18 protein-coding genes are annotated in these 16,042 nt (G+C 35.5%); 10 read left to right on the top strand and 8 right to left on the bottom strand.

Annotated elements, in window-relative coordinates; genetic code table 11:
* Positions 1-376: 376 nt before the first annotated feature.
* Complete coding sequence (locus HDE68_RS15535) at positions 377-949, top strand: hypothetical protein (protein ID WP_183883125.1); 573 nt, start codon at positions 377-379, stop codon at positions 947-949.
* Here the strand turns inward: HDE68_RS15535 and HDE68_RS15530 are convergent.
* Together HDE68_RS15530 and HDE68_RS15525 are read right to left on the bottom strand one after the other, a co-directional pair.
* Positions 946-1,497, bottom strand: coding sequence for a Crp/Fnr family transcriptional regulator (locus tag HDE68_RS15530; RefSeq protein WP_183883124.1), 552 nt, complete (start codon positions 1,495-1,497; stop codon positions 946-948). The genes HDE68_RS15535 and HDE68_RS15530 overlap by 4 nt on opposite strands.
* Before the next feature lie 352 nt (positions 1,498-1,849).
* The gene (locus tag HDE68_RS15525) at positions 1,850-2,815 is read right to left on the bottom strand and encodes a hypothetical protein (protein WP_183883123.1); all 966 of its coding nucleotides are present in this window, start codon (positions 2,813-2,815) and stop codon (positions 1,850-1,852) included.
* Positions 2,816-3,078: 263 nt separating this feature from the next.
* On the opposite strand from HDE68_RS15525, the gene HDE68_RS15520 reads away from it, so the two are divergent.
* The 3 genes from HDE68_RS15520 (at position 3,079) to HDE68_RS15510 (ending at position 5,241) form a co-directional block, all read left to right on the top strand.
* On the top strand, positions 3,079-3,933 hold the full coding sequence (locus tag HDE68_RS15520) for a toxin (protein WP_183883122.1): 855 nt from the start codon (positions 3,079-3,081) through the stop codon (positions 3,931-3,933).
* Between the two features lie 79 nt (positions 3,934-4,012).
* A complete protein-coding gene (locus tag HDE68_RS15515; RefSeq protein WP_183883121.1) occupies positions 4,013-4,468 on the top strand; it encodes a ferritin-like domain-containing protein in 456 nt (151 codons plus the stop codon).
* 23 nt (positions 4,469-4,491) lie between these two features.
* Positions 4,492-5,241 carry a DNA-formamidopyrimidine glycosylase family protein gene (locus HDE68_RS15510; protein WP_183883120.1) on the top strand — a complete coding sequence of 250 codons (750 nt, stop codon included), beginning with the start codon at positions 4,492-4,494 and terminating at the stop codon, positions 5,239-5,241.
* A 27-nt stretch (positions 5,242-5,268) separates the two neighbouring features.
* On the opposite strand, the gene HDE68_RS15505 is transcribed toward HDE68_RS15510, so the two are convergent.
* Positions 5,269-6,126, bottom strand: a complete 858-nt coding sequence (locus HDE68_RS15505) for a hypothetical protein (protein WP_183883119.1) — start codon at positions 6,124-6,126, stop codon at positions 5,269-5,271.
* Between the two features lie 144 nt (positions 6,127-6,270).
* Between HDE68_RS15505 and HDE68_RS15500 the strand changes: the two genes are divergently transcribed.
* Positions 6,271-7,911: a L,D-transpeptidase family protein gene (locus HDE68_RS15500; RefSeq protein WP_183883118.1), complete on the top strand. Its 1,641-nt coding sequence runs from the start codon at positions 6,271-6,273 to the stop codon at positions 7,909-7,911.
* On the opposite strand, the gene HDE68_RS15495 is transcribed toward HDE68_RS15500, so the two are convergent.
* Entirely contained in the window at positions 7,881-8,291 is a 411-nt protein-coding gene (locus HDE68_RS15495; protein ID WP_183883117.1) for a winged helix-turn-helix transcriptional regulator, read from the bottom strand. The genes HDE68_RS15500 and HDE68_RS15495 overlap by 31 nt on opposite strands.
* 131 nt (positions 8,292-8,422) lie before the next feature.
* Between HDE68_RS15495 and HDE68_RS15490 the strand changes: the two genes are divergently transcribed.
* From HDE68_RS15490 to HDE68_RS15475, 4 genes are all read left to right on the top strand, one after another.
* A complete protein-coding gene (locus HDE68_RS15490; RefSeq protein WP_183883116.1) occupies positions 8,423-9,538 on the top strand; it encodes an alkene reductase in 1,116 nt (371 codons plus the stop codon).
* Positions 9,539-9,565: 27 nt separating this feature from the next.
* On the top strand, positions 9,566-10,201 hold the full coding sequence (locus tag HDE68_RS15485; RefSeq protein ID WP_183883115.1) for an NAD(P)H-dependent oxidoreductase: 636 nt from the start codon (positions 9,566-9,568) through the stop codon (positions 10,199-10,201).
* Positions 10,202-10,300: 99 nt separating this feature from the next.
* Positions 10,301-11,035: a 4'-phosphopantetheinyl transferase family protein gene (locus HDE68_RS15480; protein WP_183883114.1), complete on the top strand. Its 735-nt coding sequence runs from the start codon at positions 10,301-10,303 to the stop codon at positions 11,033-11,035.
* A 23-nt stretch (positions 11,036-11,058) separates the two neighbouring features.
* A complete protein-coding gene (locus HDE68_RS15475) occupies positions 11,059-11,895 on the top strand; it encodes a hypothetical protein (RefSeq protein WP_183883113.1) in 837 nt (278 codons plus the stop codon).
* A 20-nt stretch (positions 11,896-11,915) separates the two neighbouring features.
* On the opposite strand, the gene HDE68_RS15470 is transcribed toward HDE68_RS15475, so the two are convergent.
* Positions 11,916-12,431 (bottom strand): GNAT family N-acetyltransferase, encoded by a 516-nt coding sequence (locus HDE68_RS15470; RefSeq protein ID WP_183883112.1) that lies wholly within the window; start codon positions 12,429-12,431, stop codon positions 11,916-11,918.
* A 573-nt stretch (positions 12,432-13,004) separates the two neighbouring features.
* The gene (locus HDE68_RS15465; protein WP_183883111.1) at positions 13,005-13,823 is read right to left on the bottom strand and encodes an SDR family oxidoreductase; all 819 of its coding nucleotides are present in this window, start codon (positions 13,821-13,823) and stop codon (positions 13,005-13,007) included.
* A gap of 95 nt (positions 13,824-13,918) precedes the next feature.
* On the opposite strand from HDE68_RS15465, the gene HDE68_RS15460 reads away from it, so the two are divergent.
* Positions 13,919-14,251, top strand: a complete 333-nt coding sequence (locus tag HDE68_RS15460) for a winged helix-turn-helix transcriptional regulator (RefSeq protein ID WP_183883110.1) — start codon at positions 13,919-13,921, stop codon at positions 14,249-14,251.
* Between the two features lie 99 nt (positions 14,252-14,350).
* On the opposite strand, the gene HDE68_RS15455 is transcribed toward HDE68_RS15460, so the two are convergent.
* Both HDE68_RS15455 and HDE68_RS15450 read right to left on the bottom strand, forming a co-directional pair.
* Positions 14,351-15,295 (bottom strand): response regulator transcription factor, encoded by a 945-nt coding sequence (locus tag HDE68_RS15455; RefSeq protein ID WP_183883109.1) that lies wholly within the window; start codon positions 15,293-15,295, stop codon positions 14,351-14,353.
* Positions 15,243-15,878 (bottom strand): GNAT family N-acetyltransferase, encoded by a 636-nt coding sequence (locus HDE68_RS15450; RefSeq protein WP_183883108.1) that lies wholly within the window; start codon positions 15,876-15,878, stop codon positions 15,243-15,245. Before HDE68_RS15450 ends, HDE68_RS15455 begins: the two co-directional genes overlap by 53 nt.
* Positions 15,879-16,042: the final 164 nt, after the last annotated feature.

Genomic DNA, 16,042 nt, shown 5'->3' with positions numbered 1-16,042 from the left:
TTTACACCATATGAACATTGTTCACCTGGGTGTTAGTTTTGTTGACGTAATTATTAGCCTGAATTCAATTTTATGTGGTAGACTTGCCGCAAATTAATTATTTATGATTAAAAAATTACTAGATAAGAAGAGTAAAAGTTTATTGATAACGAGTTGCTTTATTTTGTTTTTGCTTCGTGTGAAAAAGATCAGCCGTTACTAATCAATGTTCCGACTACTTCAGCGGTAACAATTGAAGAAGCTAAATCCTGGCTACAGAAAACAAACCATCCTTAGTTTTAGGTGAAAATTGGGGGCATACAATCATTCTTGAGACAAAATTTAATAATAATACGGGAGATATAACTTTACATCCGCTAAAATAATTAATCACTATATGACAAAGACTAGATACCATTTATTACTTGTTGCATTTGTATTCTTCATTATATCTTGTAATAGACCAATTAATGTAGGTAATAAGAAGCCGGAAATAAGTGAAAGAGAATCAATAGAGACAAAAAAGATATTAGATTACTATATAAAACATGAACTCAAAAAGGATTCAATTATTCTATCTGAAATCCCATATATTTATAAGTCAAAAAGCGATTTTGAAGATGCCTTTAAACATATTGGACAAACAAACCTTAATCTGGATAGTCTATTAGCAAAATCTCAAAAAGATACTACTTTATGGTCTGAAGCTATAGCTCCGGCATCAAGAATTATTACAAGAAACGATATTCATAAATTATCCTATCCCGTAATGTTATCAAATTATAATAAAGTACTTGGAGATGGGTTTTTCACTCTTTCACATCTAATCTTTAGTGATGATTTTAAATATGCAATTATGTATTCGGAATACAATTGTGGTTCTAGATGTGGTAGCGGGAATTTGTTAATTTTTAAGATGATAGATGAAAAATGGAAGTTAATTAAAACCTACAATCAAGTAGTGTTTTAATTCCTTTTCCTGACCACAGAAAGGTGCTTGGGATGCATATTCAAAAAAGAAGCGAGAATTTTGATACTGACTTTATTGCTCAGGTGTTTATAGTTTTTTAAAAAAGAGATATATCTATCATCAGCGTTTTTTATTCTAATGATCTTTTCTCTTTCATAACCAGCATTTATACTTTCCTCATAAATTTCAAGTAGCATTAATAGCAAATGAGAATTTAAATCAAGGTGCTGAACTAAGTTTATTGACCAGCCTTTGGTTTCCTCTAAGAACCTGATATATTGAACAGGAGGGCTTTGCCTGGAGAAAAGAAAATAAGGAATGATAAAGCCATTAGTTGAAAGATATGCTGTCATTTCTTCAACATCGTGAATGAAAATTCCCTGAACAACTCCTGTTTCTATATAATATAGTTTATTAATGTGATAGGACAAAGTATTGATGATTTCATTTTTCTTAAAAAAAACCGGGTGACATATGTCTTCAAATAGCTGTATAGCAATGGGATTAGAGCTCTTTAACTCCATGAGCTTTTGATTCAGTGTTTTCATAACTGAATACGTTAAGAAAACACTTTACATAACTGGATTTGTATTAAAACCTGAGAGCCTGTATACATAACATTGTGATTAATTTGTAATATACTTAATTTAAATTAAATAATTTGTCACAATGATTTAATATCTGCCAGTTATTTAAGCTAACTTACCAAAAATAACATCCTGCACCATCCGAATCCGCCAGAACTAATTTTTCTGTCTTCTTCAAATAGTTGAGTAACTTTGTAATTTTTAAGATCAATACTTATATTCTTGTTCCAGGACATCAGATATCGTACATGAAGAAAATTTGAAATAAAAAACGGAGCCTTAATTTAATAAGACTCCGCTCTATTCTATGTTATTATCTCATCTCTCCAAAATGCGGGCTCTTACGTCCAGCTGTTGCAGTAGCACATAAAGCAGTTCCATATGGAGTAATAGTTCCATCAGGCGCTGTTCTATAACTTGGGTAACATACTAAATTTCCATCATCTTGAAGGGCCCAATAACTATCAGGAAAAGGATTGCCTCCTTGTAATCCTTTTCTGTTAATCCAATGATTGTTACTTGCTATTGGGCTATTTATAAAAATCATACCACTTGAGGTTGTAAATTCTACTTTGCCAGGCCCATTTGCTGTTCCTGATGCCCATAAGGCTTCTGTACCATTTTTATACAATACAAGGTTTCCATCTCCCTGATAACGTAACTGATAAATCCCATTTCTTGCGACTATATTTTCTCCAATAAACCTCATTGGGTTTTTAACATATCTTTGGTCATTTACGGGAAATGGATTAGCAAATGTATTTTTAGTGACTAACACCAGTTCGAAAGTGTCTGAACTATAAACTGTTGTGAACTTTGTTCCGACTTTTTTCATTACAGCAAAATAAATTTTAACACCATCTAGAAATGCGCTAACATCGCTGAATTGAAATGATGCGGTTCCTTTCCAGCTGGTTTCTCCTACTGGCCAATCTTTATTAGATCTCTCTATTGGTGAAAAAGTTTGAGGATGAACGGCAGCCGTGGCAAAAATACGAATTTCAGTTATAGTATTAGGATCCTCATCAACTCCCTTAGGGATGTTAAAATCAAAATCTATATAGGTATACTGATCCTGGTATAAAAACACTTTGCCGTCCAGCTTAAATTCGGGAGCAATTGAAAATTGATATTCAGAACTATTTAGCACTGAATTCGAAATCTTACTCTCATTTTTTAATTCTGATTTAACTGTGTTTTTAGCACAACCAGTTATAGATAATATTAATCCTGCTAATAAAAGAGGTCTGCAGCTTTTTGCAATAAAATTGTTTTTCATTTTTTTAATTGTATTTTTAATTATCTAATTTGAGATAATTAAAAATATTAATATATTTTATTACGTAATGTGTTATTTTTTTTACGTGAAATTATTTTTCAATTAATTTATTTTTACAAAGTATTCTGTTTTTTGCTAATACAAAATTCCTTTATAGAGCAGTATACAGATCTAATTAATTAACTATTTTTTAATCCCATTCCTATAACTTAAGATAAAATTATATGCATATTAGATAGCTGAAACAATTAGTATAGAAATATATGAAAGTACATAGCTATAATGAAGAGATTGAAGCATTAGAGGTTGATCCACAATGTCTTGACAAGGGAATTTCTTATGCTGAAAAGAAAAATTATACCGCTATCAGAATATCTGCATTAAATAACAACGATGGTGAAACTTATGACCTTGACTTGTCTCCTTTTACAGGTCAGGATTTTATTACCTCATTAATTATAGATGACAACTTCAAAATAAGAGATCTGAATTTCTCTGCACTCTACTCCATGAAGAATTTGAAGGAATTGTCCTTCAGTGACAGAAAATTCAAATTAGATTTCACATTATTGCCGCATCTGGAGACTTTATATATTACCTATAACGATGGGATGTTAAACCTGGGTTCGCTAAAATACCTGAAAGATCTGCTCATTGTTTCGCTTTCACTAACTGACTGTAGTATCTTAAATGGTCTTAACAGATTAAAAGATTTGCGCATTATTGGTTCATTTACCAGCCTGACAGGTATCACATCTGCAGCTGAGCTGGAATCTTTGAATATAAGTTACTCTCCTAAACTAACGGATATCACTGAAATCAATCAATTAAAATCCCTGCAATCACTTCATATAGAAAAATGTAAAGCACTAACTGATTTCTCTTTTCTTGGAGGAAATGAAACTATAAGCGATCTTTTTATTTCTGAGCTGGACTCCTTATCTTTTGTACCTGGTATGAAAGCGCTTAAAGAACTGAATTTCTGGGATTTAAAAGATGGGGATCTTAATCCTGTGTTAGCCTCTGAATCTCTCAAAGAAGTCTATTTCCATCCTTCAAAAAAACATTACACCCATACCGTAAAGCAGATAAATCAACTGTTACCTCAGCGGATTTAATCTATCAATAATCCTATCATTTTAAAAACAGGCAAAACTATTTCTGCACTTCTTGGTTCTTAATCGAAAATTAGAACTTATGGAAAGCAATAAAGAAATTATTAGTGACCTGAAAGGGTTGGTTAACATCTTAAACGATGGAAAAGAAGGCTATGAATCGGCTGCCGAAACTACTGACAGTATTGAACTGAAAGGCTTATTCTTAAAATATTCAGCTCAGCGTGCTGGCTATGCGATAGAACTTAAAGACCATATTGCTCAGCATGGTGGTGATTCTGAAAATGAAGATGGCGGGATTTTGGGTGCATTACACCGTACATGGATCGATATTAAACAAGCATTAAGCAGTAAAGAAGATGCAGCCATTCTTGGTGCCATTGAAACTGGTGAAAAAGCTGCAATAGAAAAATATGATGATTGCCTGGAAGACTATGCTTCTCATGCAGATCATATCCAGTTGTTACAAAAACAAAGAACCGGAATTTTAGAAGCACTCAGAGAGATTGAAACTTACCATCACCGTTTGGCAAAATAGAAATATTCAAATCAGAAAATGTTATGCCCGAAGGCCCGTCAATAGTCATCTTAAGAGAACTGGTAGAAGAACTTCATTTAGAAGGTGATTTTACTACAAATGTGATCGGTAATACGGGCATTGATAAAGACAGGATGCTTAACCAGCAGGTTGTTGCATTTAAAAGCTGGGGCAAACATTTTCTGATTTGTTTTCATGATTTCACCTTACGCATTCACTTTTTGATGTTTGGATCATACCGGATTAATGAAAGTAAAGAAAGCGAGGTCAGGCTGGGATTGATCTTCAAAAACGATGAGCTCAATTTTTATACCTGCTCCTTAAAATTTATCGAAGGCGATTTAGACTTGGTTTATGATTGGAAAGCAGATGTAATGTCCGATAAATGGGATGCAAAAGCTGCCATGAAAAAGCTGAAAGAAAAGGGGCAGAGCCTGGTTTGTGATGTATTGCTTGATCAGAATATATTCTCTGGCGTTGGCAATATCATTAAAAATGAAGTTTTATATCGGATCAGGGTTCATCCTTTAAGCACAGTAGATTCTTTACCTCCTGCTAAGCTGAAAGCATTGATCAAAGAAGCCAGGCAATACAGCTTTGACTTTCTGGAATGGAAGAAAGCCTTTGTGCTGAAACAGCATTGGCTGATCAATACAAAAAAAGTTTGTCCGTTAGGACATCCGGTAGAAAAACAACATTTAGGGAAAACTAACCGGAGAACTTTTTTCTGTACCCGGTGTCAGAAACTATATGAACCTAAAATTGACAAGTAATCTGGTTGAGTCTCCATATCCTATTATCTAAAACTTTACGATTTCCATTTTCGTGTATAAAACAGGTCTATTCTGATCATCATAACCCGTACAGCTGACCACTAAACCCCCGTCATTATAGGTGAATTTATTGGTGATCTCAAAGCTTCCGGCCTTAAATTTATCCTTTATAACCTGCCCTTGATCATCCATTTCAAACTCACGTACACTAAAAATCGCATCATTCGCTTTATAACTGGTAGTAACTGTATGATGTTTATCTTTTTTAACGATTTCAGATCTGCTCATTATTCTGTCTTTCTGATCCAGCGTCTTTGTGCCTGTAATTTCACCATTTACGTATACTGTTAAATATTTAAAATCAAAATTTCCATATTTATCATAAGAAACATACCCTGATAATTTACCATCAGTGGCATATTCGGGTTTGGTTTTACTATGCAGTACCCCATCTCTGTAAATATGAGATTCGGTTATTTTATTATTGACATATACATTTTTAAAGACCTTCACATAGCGGTTTATAGAATCCTTTGAATCGCCCAATACCTCATATTTTATCTCCGTTGACTTTAATAAATTCCCACTTTGATCAAAAACATTGATCGTTGAATCAATAGGGAGATATTCTTCATACTCTTTAGCAAGATAGGTCAGCCTGGTAATTAAGTTCCCCTGTTGATCATATTCCTCAGAATTAGCCAGGGACCGGGTATTTGAATCTAAGGCCCCTGATTTATATTCATATTTATAGGATTTTATAAAACGTACTTTATTCCGGACTATATTCTGTTTACGCAAACTGTCTCTATCCTCTTTTCTGTTATTGGCTTTGCAGGCAGTGACGCATAAAACGGCTATTAAAATATAGTAGTATCTTCTCATTATAGTTAATGTATTTTAGCAAATGTACCATCTTTTGCAGGAATAGGGCAGAAACATGGTGTTGAAAAGCCACTCAAAGAATACCCAAACAAAAATCAACACCGGTTTGTTCTTTCTTAAATGATTGTATTTCAGGGTGATAAAATGAAACATTTTGAGAGTTATTTCTTCTGTAAGTATATCATAAGCATAACTGTCATCATGCTCCTGGTTTCTTCCTGTGCAGTCAAACGCCCTGCAACTACAACTAAAGAAAATGTTAATACTACCAATTCCACTAAAAACACTGATTCGCTGAAAAAAGCTTTAAAAGCCGCGCAACTGGAAGAAAAACTCCGTGCAGAATTTAAAGATCTTTTAAAAAGCGAAGCTGCCGGGTTGCCTTATCCCGAAATGATCAGTAAGCGCTATGAAAAAGGGGAGTATCATTTAGTATTAGTACCGAGATTCCTGCCTGATAATCAAATACAGGTTTTAATGGACTATTTAAATCATGCAGGCGATCATGGTTTGGATAATCAGCAATTCTCTATTGCCGATTTTAAAAAACAGTTAGATGAATTAAGGGATTTTAAATCGGCTGATACTGTAAAAATCCATCGCTGTATGGCAAAGCTCGAATTATCTTTCATTAATTCTTTAATCAGGTATAGCATCGCCCTGCAATATGGAATTATAAATCCATCAAAGATTTATAACCACTACGCAATTCCTACCTTGCTGCCCGATAGCAGTTTTGTAACCCATATTTTTGAAATCCGGAACCTGAAGTTTTATCTGGATAGTATCCAGCCCAAAGATAAAACTTACCGTGCTTTGCAGAAAACCCTGATCAGGCTTGAACAGGATACCATCCCAAAACCGGAACCCCCAAAAATTAAACTTTCCATGAATAAGGAGAGCAAAAAGAACCGGGAAAAGCATAGCAAAACGCTCAAAACAGCTGTTAAGCCAGTTTTGAGTAAAGAAGCCTTAGACAGTCTCAGAGAACAAACCCGGTTAATCCTTGTCGTAAATATGGAAAGGCTAAGGTGGAAAAACAAACCTGCCGGGCAGAAATCTGTGCTGGTGAACATTGCAGATTTTAGTCTTGACGTGATGGAGAATGGGAAATCTACCTTACATATGAATGTTTGTGTCGGGCAGCCTGGCGATAAACAAACCCCGCAGCTTGGCAGTATGATTAGCCTGGTACAGATTAATCCGGTATGGAATATCCCGCAAAGTATTGCAAGGAATGAAATTTCAAAATATGCTGCCGATGACCGGTATTATCTGGCCAATAATAACATCAAAACTTTTAAAAAAGGTAAGCTGGTGAGAGATACAGAAGCTATTGACTGGGCATCTGCTAATATTGGTGAATACTCCTTTCAACAGCAGCCGGGATCAAAAAATTCATTGGGTAAGATTAAATTCCTTTTTAAAAATGCAAGCAGTGTATATCTGCATGATACCCCCGTACGGACTGTTTTTAAACAGAAAATGCGTGCCATAAGCCACGGCTGTGTCCGTGTAGAAAAACCTCTTGATCTGGCTTCAGCTTTATTTGGGAAAGATAACCGGTATAACCAGATCAAAAACGGAATGGCAAGCGGTTATCCGCGTGCAAAATTTATCGGTTTACCTCAGCAGGTCCCAATCCGGTTGTTCTATTATACAGCCTGGCTAAATGATAAGGGGGGAGTGCAGTTTGCGAAAGACATCTATGGTCTCGATCCCATTGTTTATCAGGCCATGAAAACAGCCGGTAATCAATCTTTTGAAGTAGTCAATTCTTTATAATCATTTTTGATTTTATTTCTATGGGTAGTTCCCCATTCAATTAATGTGCTTAAAACTGGCCCTAATGTATTGCTGTAAGGTGTGATTTCATAAGTCACTACCACTGGAGTTTCTGTATATACATTTCGCTTTATAAACCCGTTTAATTCTAATTCTTTAAGCTCTTTTGATAAGATCCTTGCAGATATGCCAGTTACAGTTTGCTGCAATTGATTAAAACGGCTGCTTCCGCCTATACGCAATGCATTGATAATTTTGAGCTTCCATTTACCACCAATTACATAAAATGTGTCCTCTAAAGCCTGCAGACCTTTGGCACATTCTTCTTTGGTATGCTTGCCACTGCAAGTAGGTGCAGGCTTTTCATTCTGTTCTATCATGTTTGTTGCTTTATGTCTGGTTATCAGTCTGCTATCCTAAAGGTTAGCGCTAACCTTTAGGATAGTACTAACAATTGGTTAGCGAATATAAATACTTTTGTCCTGTCAGTCAATTTTTAAAAAAAATAGAAATGAAAAATCAGGAAATATTACATCAGCCTTATACACTGGGCTCACTCGTGCTAAAAAATAGATTTGTAATGGCACCTATGACCAGGAGCCGTGCTATCAACAATTTGCCAAACGATTTAATGGTTGAATATTACAGACAGCGTTCTGGCGCTGGTTTAATTATTAGCGAAGCTTTGGCTCCTTCGGCAAATGCAACAGGATATGTCAGGGTACCTGGAATTTATAAAGATGCACAGATTGAGGGCTGGAAAAAGATAACGGATGTTGTACATGAAAATGATGCTAAAATATTTGCGCAGCTGATGCATACCGGCTGGGCATCTCATGTGGATAATCTGCCCGAAGGAGGTGAGATTTTGGCTCCGTCAGCACTTGTTTCCACAGGTTCTGAGGTATGGACTGATACGACTAAAAGTATGCAGAAATCTTCTTTACCAAGAGAAATGACTAAAGCAGATATAGAAGCTACAATACAGGAGTTTACACAAGCTGCATTGAATGCTGTAAAGGCTGGTTTTGATGGTATAGAATTACATGGGGCAAATGGTTATTTAATAGATGAATTTTTAAATCCTGCTTCTAACCATAGAACAGATGAATATGGTGGCAGCATCGAAAACAGGGCACGTTTTTACCTTGAAGTAACTCAATCGGTTGCCAATGCTATTGGTAAAGAGAAAGTTGGTACACGTATATCGCCATATGGAGTATTTAACGGAATGGTTATCTATCCTGAAATGGAAGAAACATTCATTTACCTGGCCGCAGAGCTGAACAAGATAGGAATTGTTTATTTACATGTTGCAGATCACAGCAGTATGGGTACCCCACCTTTAACGGCGTCTGTAAAAGACGGGATCAGAGCAAATTTTAAGGGAACGCTGATAGGTGTAAATAATTATACTGCCGAAACTGCCCTGGCTGATATAGAAAGCGGATATCTTGATTTGCCTGCTTTTGGAAGGGCATTTATTGCTAATCCTGATCTCCCTTCCAGAATACTGAATAATCTGCCATTAAATGAGCCTGATAAGACCACTTTATATGCAAGTGGCAGTACCGATGAAAAAGGTTATACAGATTATGCTTTTGCCGGAGAAGTGATTTCAAAATAAATTATTCAATCAGATTAAAGAGAAAATATGAGCTCAATAGCAGCATTAAACTGGCGATATGCCACAAAGAAAATGGACGTTACCAAAAAAGTTCAGCAGGAGAAAGTAGATCAGATTATTGCAGCAGCACAGCTTGCGCCTTCATCAATGGGATTACAGCCTGTAAAAATTATCGTGGTAACCAATCCGGAATTAAAAGAGAAAATAAGGGCGATAGGTTATAATCAATCTCAGATAACTGATTGCTCACACCTGCTGATATTTGCAGCATGGAATGTTTATAGCGAAGAAAGGGTCCGTCATGTATTTGCACAGACCAATCTGGAGCGTGAATTACCGGCAGATGCTAACCAGGACTATTTAAATATGGCACTGGGACACTTTCCTTCGATGACAGAAGAAGAGCAATTTACTCATGCTGCCAAACAATCTTATATCAGCTTAGGTGTAGCCTTAACGGAAGCCGCTTTATTAGGAGTGGATGCAACACCAATGGAAGGTTTTGATCCGGCACAGCTTGATGAAATGCTGAACCTTAAAGAATACGGGTTGCGCAGCGTAACGCTATTGCCTCTGGGATACAGAAAGGAAGATGAAGACTGGTTGGTTAAACTAAAAAAAGTACGTACGCCATTAGCAGATTTCGTTATTGAATTTCAATAAGATCTTTATTATTTTTTGAATTCAGGGTTCTTGTTTATATATTGACTGGCATCGTCAGGATATGTTTTTTTCTGAGGAGATATACCAATTGATATTTATATGCCAGATCATATTGCTGTTGAGAAATTTGAGTTACAAAGAGCCGGGGGGCTGTTTCCTGCCGCTATTGCGGTAGTAAACGAGCCCCTTGCTGTATTGATAGAAATGCGTCATTCCTTTCTGCATGCCGATGAACTGGTTTCCTTTGATAAACTAAAAATGCCTAAAGTGCAGCAGAGTTATTTATTGGGAAGGTATGCCGCTAAAAAAGCTCTGGGTGCTTTGATGAATAATATAAAGCTCACTGATGCAAAAATAAGCTCAGGAATATTTCAACAGCCTGTATTATATCTGGCCGGCGGCGGGAATATACAAGTCAGCATTGCGCATACCCATGAAATGGGGGTAGCTATAGTTTTTCCGGAAGGCCACCCTATGGGGGTAGACGCAGAAACTGTAGATAATCAGCAAAGTGAAACCATTAAAGAGGTTTTGACTCCTGGTGAGCTGGAAAAGCTGCATTTAGTCCATAGTGATGCAACTCAAAGCCTGACCTTATTATGGACTATGAAAGAAGCTTTGTCCAAAGTATTAAAAACCGGGCTGATGACGCCTTTTCATTTATATGAAATTGAAAGTGCAGAACAAAAGGACGGTATTGTGATTTGCAATTTTGTAAATTTCCCGCAATACAAAGCATTATCATGGATTTCAGCTAATCATGCCTGGTCAATTGTTTTACCCCGAAAAAGCATGCTGGATATGGAGGTTATTAAGAAACTATATCTCCGGTAACAGGAATATGTTTAATTTTGAAGATGAAAAAGAATAATATAGCATTAATTGTACATGCTTGTGATAGATACGAATTGCTTTTTAAGGGTTTTGAATATTTTTTTTCAAAGAACTGGGATTTTGATATTCCTGTAAATTATTATTTCGCTACCGAAGAAGTTTCAGCCGGTCTGGCAAACTTTAAAAATATAAAATCAGGAAAAGGGGAGTGGAGCAATCGTCTTTCTACTCTTTTTGATCAGATAGAGGAAGATTATATCCTTTATTTTCAGGAAGACATGTGGTTGAATAAACCTGTTGATAAAGAAGTGTTTACTGAGCTTTTTAAGCAGACTTTAGCCAATCAGTGGAACCTGGTTAAACTCAACTCATCCGAAGTTTTTAAAACCAACAGTACACCACTTTTTATCAAAGGATTTAATGTGTCTGTTCTGGATAATAAAGAAAGCAATTTCCTGATGTCCCACCAGGTATCCTTATGGAATAAAGCTTTTTTTAAACAACAATTAAAGCCTAATGAGCATCCCTGGAGAAATGAGAGAAAAGGTACTAAAAGGCTGAAAGAATTGAATCCGGAGATTTTTCACTTAGATTATTTTGCTGAAAACGGAAATCCGGCAATCAATAAAAATGCCCCTGACATTGTCAGAAGTGAATATCAGAGCATTTCTATGAATGCAACGCTGAACCACAATGCAGCGCCGTTTTTGGAAGAGCTTAAATCTGCGCCGCATTTAGCCGCTTATACAGAAAAACTGATTTATAATTTTGAGAATGGGATCACGCATGATGGAAAACCTAAACCATTAAAAAAAGATCTGTTTAAAAAGATAAAAGACTGGGTTAAGGGTAAAAAGTAATACGGATTTGAGCGCTGTCCTTAAGGGGGAGAGCTCAGATTAACCTGCCATTTGTAGAGGAATTCCATTTCATCAATTTTTCGGAAATTGTTTTTGATCAGGAGCGCATAGGATTCATGATTACTTTTCATTGTATGTGCAATAATGGATTTTACCTTCTCCTGTTTCCCTGCCCAGCAGATCATACCACTTATAGCCTCTCTCATATATCCTTTGTTCCTGAACATTTCATAAATACCGTACCCAATTTCTATTGCCCCTTCCTCATTAGGTTCCCCAATAAAACAAAGATCACCAATAAGATGATTTGTATCTTTTGATATGATTGCCCATAACGTATAAAAAAGATAATCATGGTTCATATCTGCCATATTTGGGATGATCGTATATTCAAGAGCGGCTTTAAGCCCGGGAGAGACAGCTCTTGTGATATAATTAATGTTCAGTTCTTCTTCTAAAGATCCGTTTGCTAAAGTATATTTTTTAAGTTGACTAAGATTTAAAGGTTTGATAACTAGTCTTTCTGTGCTTACCATTGTTGTATTTGCTTTTCCCGGCAGGAGGACTGTTTAAGGCTTCTGCTAAGATTTTCAAGTTCTTGTTGCTTTTATATATTCAATTTCTTATTCTAAATATTTTAAGCCCTGATAACAGTGATATGTCTTATCGTGATGCGGTGATATGTCTTATTGTGATGCTGTGAAAGCAAAGAATGATGTGTAAAAGAAAGCTATAAAAAAATAACAGGATTGCATGGTTTGCTATTCAATTTGAATAACGGATGAAATCTTTTTATAAGCTATACAGAAGAACATCTCCCCGTAGAAAACCAGGGAAAGATATATATGCCGTCAGAAAGAGGGCTATTTGATGTTCGGTGTTACAAAATCATATCCGCAAATATATAAAAACAAAATTAAGATGGTATCTATATGAATAATATTTTTATCTGCTGAGGAGGTAAAATAATTAACCCCGCAAAAATCCTTTGGATTAAAGGGTTTTTGCGGGGTTATGGTATAGCAGCTTTTACCGTTTATGAAAACGGAACAAGTGATCATTAAGAATTGAATAGGTATTCATCACCAATGACTATAGATAAATAGGTGTTAATTGTAGTTTGCCGCAATTTTTTCCAGGTACTCTTCTATGGGCACTGAATTTCTTAATGCTATTAATTCATTCCCCACATTTCCAATGACTGTTCTGAACTGGTTACTTTCTCTATTGGCAAGCCCGGCAATTACCTTCACAATATCCATAGTATCATCTCTCAGCGCAGGATCATGATTATTCATTAATTGTTTAATTTTTTCCGTCAGCTCATCATAATCGGTAATCTCGGGGTTAACATTCCAGGTCATGTTTTCTTTAAAATTATTGTCAGTAGAACCGCCCTGCTCAATTAACCGCAATTCGATATGAAGCGGTTTGAGTTCGTAATACAGTCCCTCTATCAAGCCTTCCAAAGCAAATTTGGACATGTTATATAATGAACCCAGCGGTACAGCAGTAGTCAATCCCATAAATGAGCTGACATTGATAAACATCCCTCCATTATTGCTGCGGAAATGTGGTAAAAATGCGCGGATAATATTGATAGGTCCTCTTGTATTGACAGCAAACTGCCAATCGATATCTTCCTCTTTTGCGAATTCTAATGCCCCATAAGTACCCATCCCGGCATTGTTTAATACCACATCAATTTTGCCAAAAGTGGCTATTGCTTGTTCTGTAGCCGATTTTACCTGTTCAAGATTGGTAACGTCAAGTTTGAAAACCTTAATATTAGGGTAATTATTTAATTCAGTTTCTTTTTCCGGTGTACGCATGGTTGCAGCAACATTCCAACCCTGATCGGCAAAATATTTCGCACTCGCTTTTCCTAAACCCGAACTCGTTCCTGTTATAAAAATTGTCTGTTTCATTTCTGTTTTTTTTAATTCTGAACAAAATTAAATCCAAAATGGTATAACTTTGTAACCAGTATAACAGAGTATACCAAAATAAATATCCGGTCAGCATGGAAAGAAATCAGCAGGAAGAAGTAAGGGCACTTCAAGACACGATTTACGTATTGGGTGGTAAATGGAAACTTCCTATTATCAATTCAATTTGTAATGGGAATAACCGTTTCAGGGAAATTGAACGGAGTATACCAGGGATAACTACACGGATGTTATCCAGGGAACTGAAAGATATGGAAATGAATCATCTGATTAAAAGGACTGCCGATAAAGATGCTGCTGTGCAGGTACTTTATGAATCAACCGATTATTGTAAATCTTTCGGGCCAATCATTATGGAAATGATCAAATGGGGGAAGGAGCACCGTAAAATGATCACTGGAAAATGATCACTGGAAAATGATCATTGAAAAATGATCAAAGAAACAGGAACATTGAAAAATGATCAAAGAAGCATGAACATCGAAAAATTATCAGGCTAACAATACTTAAGGATTTTTTTTATCTGCTTCCAGTGCTTTTGATAACTCATATCTATTAGTCACTGAGGCTTTTAAAAATATGTTCTGAACATGTTTGGTAACTGTTCTTTCGGAAATAAATAACTTGTCTGCAATGTCTTTGTATTTCAGGCCTTTACTAATTAAAATCGCAACGTCTATTTCCCGTTTAGTAAGCTTATAATATTCACAATTCTGAATAAATATTATTTCTGGTGCTTTTTGCTGCGCCTGATTTTCTGGTGATAGTAAATGGCTCAGATGTTTATTGTTTTCTCTGGATTCTTTCACCTGTTGCCAGAAGAAAAGGATAGAGGTAATCAGAAAACCACCATTCATAATCAGGACTTCGCTGGTTTGCTCAACTTTTAAATAGCTCAATAAAGGCATAGATATCCAGGGGAGAATAGAAACAAAAGTCAAAAGCATTTCTGTTTTATTGGTATCATCATCTTTGTATTTGAATCTGATTGCCCTGAATATTGCGATCATAGCTATAATCGCATAAATGAAAGGGAGAACCAGTGCATGGCCAAGGGCTACATCAATATTTTTGTAAATACTGTATTCTACAACTAAAAAAAGCAGAAAGGGCGCAATTAAAAACAGGACAACTCCATAATGCGCATGGAATTTCAATGATTTTAAATCATAGGCTTTATAAAAATAGTAAGGGAAATAACAAGCCAGGCCGAATCCGCTCCCATAGGCTAAAATGTTCTGGAGTACAATAGGAACATTCTGATTTGGGTCTGGATATAGTCCGCCGAACAGGTTATAAATAACAAACAGGAAAAGAAATATAAGGTAGTATTTTAATTTTTTGTCATTGGGTTTTTGAAGGTAAAAGAGTAACTGGTAAAGAAACATAATCGTTTCACTAATCAGGAAGATCAGTGTGATTAGTTCCATATCTGTATGGAAGACTTTCATAAGGTAAATGTGTTATATCCCGTTTAAGCATATATAATTTATAACCAAAATCAATTTCTTTGTAGATTTTAAAATTAAACTTGCTATACCACGGTATATTTTTAGTGGTTGAGGTTTCCAGGTAAATTTCCCTGTTTTGTTTCTGGCTATCCAGAATAAGTTCTTCTAATAAGCTGGTTCCGGTTCCTTTATGCTGTTCTGAATCAAGGACCCCTAAAAACCATAAGTAATAAAATGATTGTTTAGGGTAATTGCTTTTGATCTGACTTTCACGGCTCATAGCTTTGCCTGCTCTATTGATGCCTATTGCTTTAAAAACAAGTGAAAGATCCAGCCATATTGCTCTTAAGGAAAATTTCTTCTGATCAGGAAAAAGTATCAGCGCACAAGCTTTTCTATTGTCCGAAAGATAGACTTTACCAAACATAAAGCAACTATCAAATGAATATGACATAAGTGCTTTAATTCTGTTAACACGCTGGCTATCTTGTTTAATAATATAATTGACACTTTTATTGCTGTCAAAAGAATTTGATAAAATATCAATCACGAGAGACTTGTCTTTAAGAGTTGCTTCAATCATCTAATATGGTTTTTTTTACATTTTATAATAATAATTAACAGTATAATAACAGATTTACGAATGTTTGGGGGCGTAAATATGCTATTAATTCTTATTATTGTTAATAACGAAAATACAAAAATGAAATTATCAATCCTCTTATACTCCTTTTATCTCTGCTTATT

It is taken from the genome of Pedobacter cryoconitis (assembly GCF_014200605.1).
GTDB classification, from domain to species: Bacteria; Bacteroidota; Bacteroidia; order Sphingobacteriales; family Sphingobacteriaceae; genus Pedobacter; species Pedobacter cryoconitis_B.
This window is presented reverse-complemented; position numbering and strand designations above follow the sequence as displayed.

What these genes read in the sequence shown, in the direction of transcription:
- HDE68_RS15535 (WP_183883125.1), top strand. Translation starts at nt 377, where the DNA reads ATGACAAAGACTAGATACCATTTATTACTTGTTGCATTTGTATTCTTC.
- HDE68_RS15530 (WP_183883124.1), bottom strand. Translation starts at nt 1,497, where the DNA reads ATGAAAACACTGAATCAAAAGCTCATGGAGTTAAAGAGCTCTAATCCC.
- HDE68_RS15525 (WP_183883123.1), bottom strand. Translation starts at nt 2,815, where the DNA reads ATGAAAAACAATTTTATTGCAAAAAGCTGCAGACCTCTTTTATTAGCA.
- HDE68_RS15520 (WP_183883122.1), top strand. Translation starts at nt 3,079, where the DNA reads ATGAAAGTACATAGCTATAATGAAGAGATTGAAGCATTAGAGGTTGAT.
- HDE68_RS15515 (WP_183883121.1), top strand. Translation starts at nt 4,013, where the DNA reads ATGGAAAGCAATAAAGAAATTATTAGTGACCTGAAAGGGTTGGTTAAC.
- HDE68_RS15510 (WP_183883120.1), top strand. Translation starts at nt 4,492, where the DNA reads ATGCCCGAAGGCCCGTCAATAGTCATCTTAAGAGAACTGGTAGAAGAA.
- HDE68_RS15505 (WP_183883119.1), bottom strand. Translation starts at nt 6,126, where the DNA reads ATGAGAAGATACTACTATATTTTAATAGCCGTTTTATGCGTCACTGCC.
- HDE68_RS15500 (WP_183883118.1), top strand. Translation starts at nt 6,271, where the DNA reads ATGAAACATTTTGAGAGTTATTTCTTCTGTAAGTATATCATAAGCATA.
- HDE68_RS15495 (WP_183883117.1), bottom strand. Translation starts at nt 8,291, where the DNA reads ATGATAGAACAGAATGAAAAGCCTGCACCTACTTGCAGTGGCAAGCAT.
- HDE68_RS15490 (WP_183883116.1), top strand. Translation starts at nt 8,423, where the DNA reads ATGAAAAATCAGGAAATATTACATCAGCCTTATACACTGGGCTCACTC.
- HDE68_RS15485 (WP_183883115.1), top strand. Translation starts at nt 9,566, where the DNA reads ATGAGCTCAATAGCAGCATTAAACTGGCGATATGCCACAAAGAAAATG.
- HDE68_RS15480 (WP_183883114.1), top strand. Translation starts at nt 10,301, where the DNA reads ATGCCAGATCATATTGCTGTTGAGAAATTTGAGTTACAAAGAGCCGGG.
- HDE68_RS15475 (WP_183883113.1), top strand. Translation starts at nt 11,059, where the DNA reads ATGAAAAAGAATAATATAGCATTAATTGTACATGCTTGTGATAGATAC.
- HDE68_RS15470 (WP_183883112.1), bottom strand. Translation starts at nt 12,431, where the DNA reads ATGGTAAGCACAGAAAGACTAGTTATCAAACCTTTAAATCTTAGTCAA.
- HDE68_RS15465 (WP_183883111.1), bottom strand. Translation starts at nt 13,823, where the DNA reads ATGAAACAGACAATTTTTATAACAGGAACGAGTTCGGGTTTAGGAAAA.
- HDE68_RS15460 (WP_183883110.1), top strand. Translation starts at nt 13,919, where the DNA reads ATGGAAAGAAATCAGCAGGAAGAAGTAAGGGCACTTCAAGACACGATT.
- HDE68_RS15455 (WP_183883109.1), bottom strand. Translation starts at nt 15,295, where the DNA reads ATGAAAGTCTTCCATACAGATATGGAACTAATCACACTGATCTTCCTG.
- HDE68_RS15450 (WP_183883108.1), bottom strand. Translation starts at nt 15,878, where the DNA reads ATGATTGAAGCAACTCTTAAAGACAAGTCTCTCGTGATTGATATTTTA.